The sequence below is a fragment of the Roseateles agri genome (genome assembly GCF_034043675.1).
Lineage (GTDB): Bacteria > Pseudomonadota > Gammaproteobacteria > Burkholderiales > Burkholderiaceae_C > KK5.
The window spans coordinates 1-2,186 of record NZ_JAXCLA010000019.1 but is presented as its reverse complement, the minus strand read 5'-3'; the positions used below and the strand labels follow the sequence as shown (position 1 = coordinate 2,186).

Below are 2,186 nucleotides of genomic sequence, written 5' to 3'. Positions count from 1 at the left end.
GCCTGATGACCATAGCGATTCGGTCCCACTCCTTCCCATCCCGAACAGGACAGTGAAACGAATCAGCGCCGATGATAGTGCGGATTCCCGTGTGAAAGTAGGTCATCGTCAGGCTATTTACTCCGCATACCCCCATCTCTCCAAAGAGGTGGGGGTTTTGCTTTTATGGGCTCCTGATTACCTATTTGCAATGGAGCGCGGACCCTCCACAATCCCGGCACCTTCACAAGCAAGATGACGGAGACAGCGCTATGAGGAGCACTCGCCGGCAAACCATGTCGATACTGGCCGCGGCGGCCCTGGGAGGAATCACCGGTGCCGCGGGCGCGCAAGGTGACACGGTGAAGATCGGCGTCATCCTGCCGATGACGGGCCCCTCGGCCTCGACCGGCAAGCAGATCGATGCGGCGATCAAGCTGTGGATCGCGCAAAACGGCAACAAGGCCGGCGGCAAGAGGGTCGAGGTCATCGTCAAGGACGATGCCGGCGTGGCCGACACGACGCGCCGCCTTGCGCAGGAGCTGGTCGTCAACGACAAGGTCGTGGCGCTCGCCGGCTTTGGCCTGACGCCGCTGGCTCTGGCCACCGCGCCGATCGCCACGCAGAGCAAGACGCCGATGGTTGTGATGGCCGCGGCCACCTCGTCGATCACCGAGGCCTCGCCCTTCATCACTCGCACCAGCTTCACGCTGCCGCAAGTCACGTTGGGACTCGCCGACTGGGCCGCCAAGAACAAGATCAAGAAAGTCGTCAGCCTCGTCACCGACTACGGTCCCGGTAACGATGCCGAGAAGTACTTCGCCGAGCGTTTCACGCTGGACGGCGGCTCGGTGCTCGAGAAACTGCGCACGCCCTTGCGCGGCGCGGACTTCGCGCCAGTGCTGCAGAAGGTGCGCGACCTGTCACCCGATGCGCTGTTCGTGTTCCTGCCCTCGGGCCAGGGCGCGACCTTCATGAAGCAGTTCGCCGAACGCGGCCTCGACAAAGCCGGCATCAAGCTGATCGCCACCGGTGACGTCACTGACGACGACCAACTCAACGACATGGGCGATGTCGCCCTGGGCATCGTCACCTCGCACCACTATTCCGCCTCGCACGACAGCCCCGCGAACAAGAAGTTCGTTGCCGCCTTCGAGGCTGCCAACAAGTTCCGCCCGAACTTCATGGCCGTGGCCGGCTACGACGGCATGCGCCTGATCTACACAGGCCTGAACGGTTCCAAGGGCCAGGGCGGCGAGGCGCTGATGAATGCGATGAAGGGCCAGATCTTCGAGAGCCCGCGTGGCCCTGTGCTGATCGACGCGCAGACGCGTGAGATCGTGCAGGACATCTACACCCGCAAGGTGGAGCGCGTGAACGGCCAGCTCTACAACGTCGAATTCGACGTCCAGAAAGCAGTGAAGGACCCCGCGAAGAACCGCAAGTAAGCCACATGCTGACCCTTCTCTTCGACGGCATTGCCTACGGCATGCTGCTGTTCGTGCTGTCGCTGGGGCTGGCGGTGACGATGGGCTTGATGAACTTCATCAACCTGGCGCACGGGGCCTTCGCGATGGCCGGCGGCTACGTGATGGTGCTGCTGATGCAAAAGGCCGGCTGGCCCTTCCTCGCCTGCCTGCCCGCCGCCTTCCTCGTCGCCGCACTCGCCGGTGCGGTCCTGGAACCCCTGCTGTACCGCCGCATGTACGGCCGCCCGCACCTCGACCAGGTGCTCTTCTCCATCGGCCTCACCTTCATGGCCGTGGCCGCCGTGGACTTCTTCATCGGCTCCTCCCAGCAGAACATCACCCTGCCGGAGGGGCTGCGTCAGCGCTTCGAGATTGGAATCGGCAGCGGCTCCGGCGCCCTGACCCTCGGCATGGGCGCCTACCGCCTCTTCATCATCGCCTGCTGCGTTGTGCTCGCCCTGGCCCTGCAGGCCGTGCTCACCAAGACCCGCTTCGGCTCCCGCCTGCGCGCGGCCGTCGACGACCCCCGCGTCGCCGCCGGCCTGGGCATCCCCGTCAACCGCGTCTTCCTCCTCACCTTCGCCGTCGGCTCCGGCCTGGCGGGCCTCGGTGGCGCGCTCGGTGCCGACATCTTCGGCCTCGACCCGAACTTCCCCCTCAAGTACATGGTGTTCTTCCTCATCGTCTGCGCCGTCGGCGGCACCAGCTCCATCACCGGCCCCCTCGTCGCCGCCCTGG

Annotated in this window: 2 protein-coding genes and 1 rRNA gene; all 3 read left to right on the top strand. The window is 65.0% G+C overall.

The features are described 5' to 3' along the window. Position 1 precedes the first annotated feature (1 nt). Positions 2 to 114: ribosomal RNA gene (gene rrf, locus SNE35_RS31995) — 5S ribosomal RNA — on the top strand. Positions 115 to 275: 161 nt separating this feature from the next. Then, positions 276 to 1,427 carry an ABC transporter substrate-binding protein gene (locus SNE35_RS31990; protein WP_320427126.1) on the top strand — a complete coding sequence of 384 codons (1,152 nt, stop codon included), beginning with the start codon at positions 276 to 278 and terminating at the stop codon, positions 1,425 to 1,427. Positions 1,428 to 1,432: 5 nt separating this feature from the next. Then, on the top strand, positions 1,433 to 2,186 hold a 754-nt coding region (locus SNE35_RS31985; protein WP_320427125.1), incomplete at its 3' end, for a branched-chain amino acid ABC transporter permease.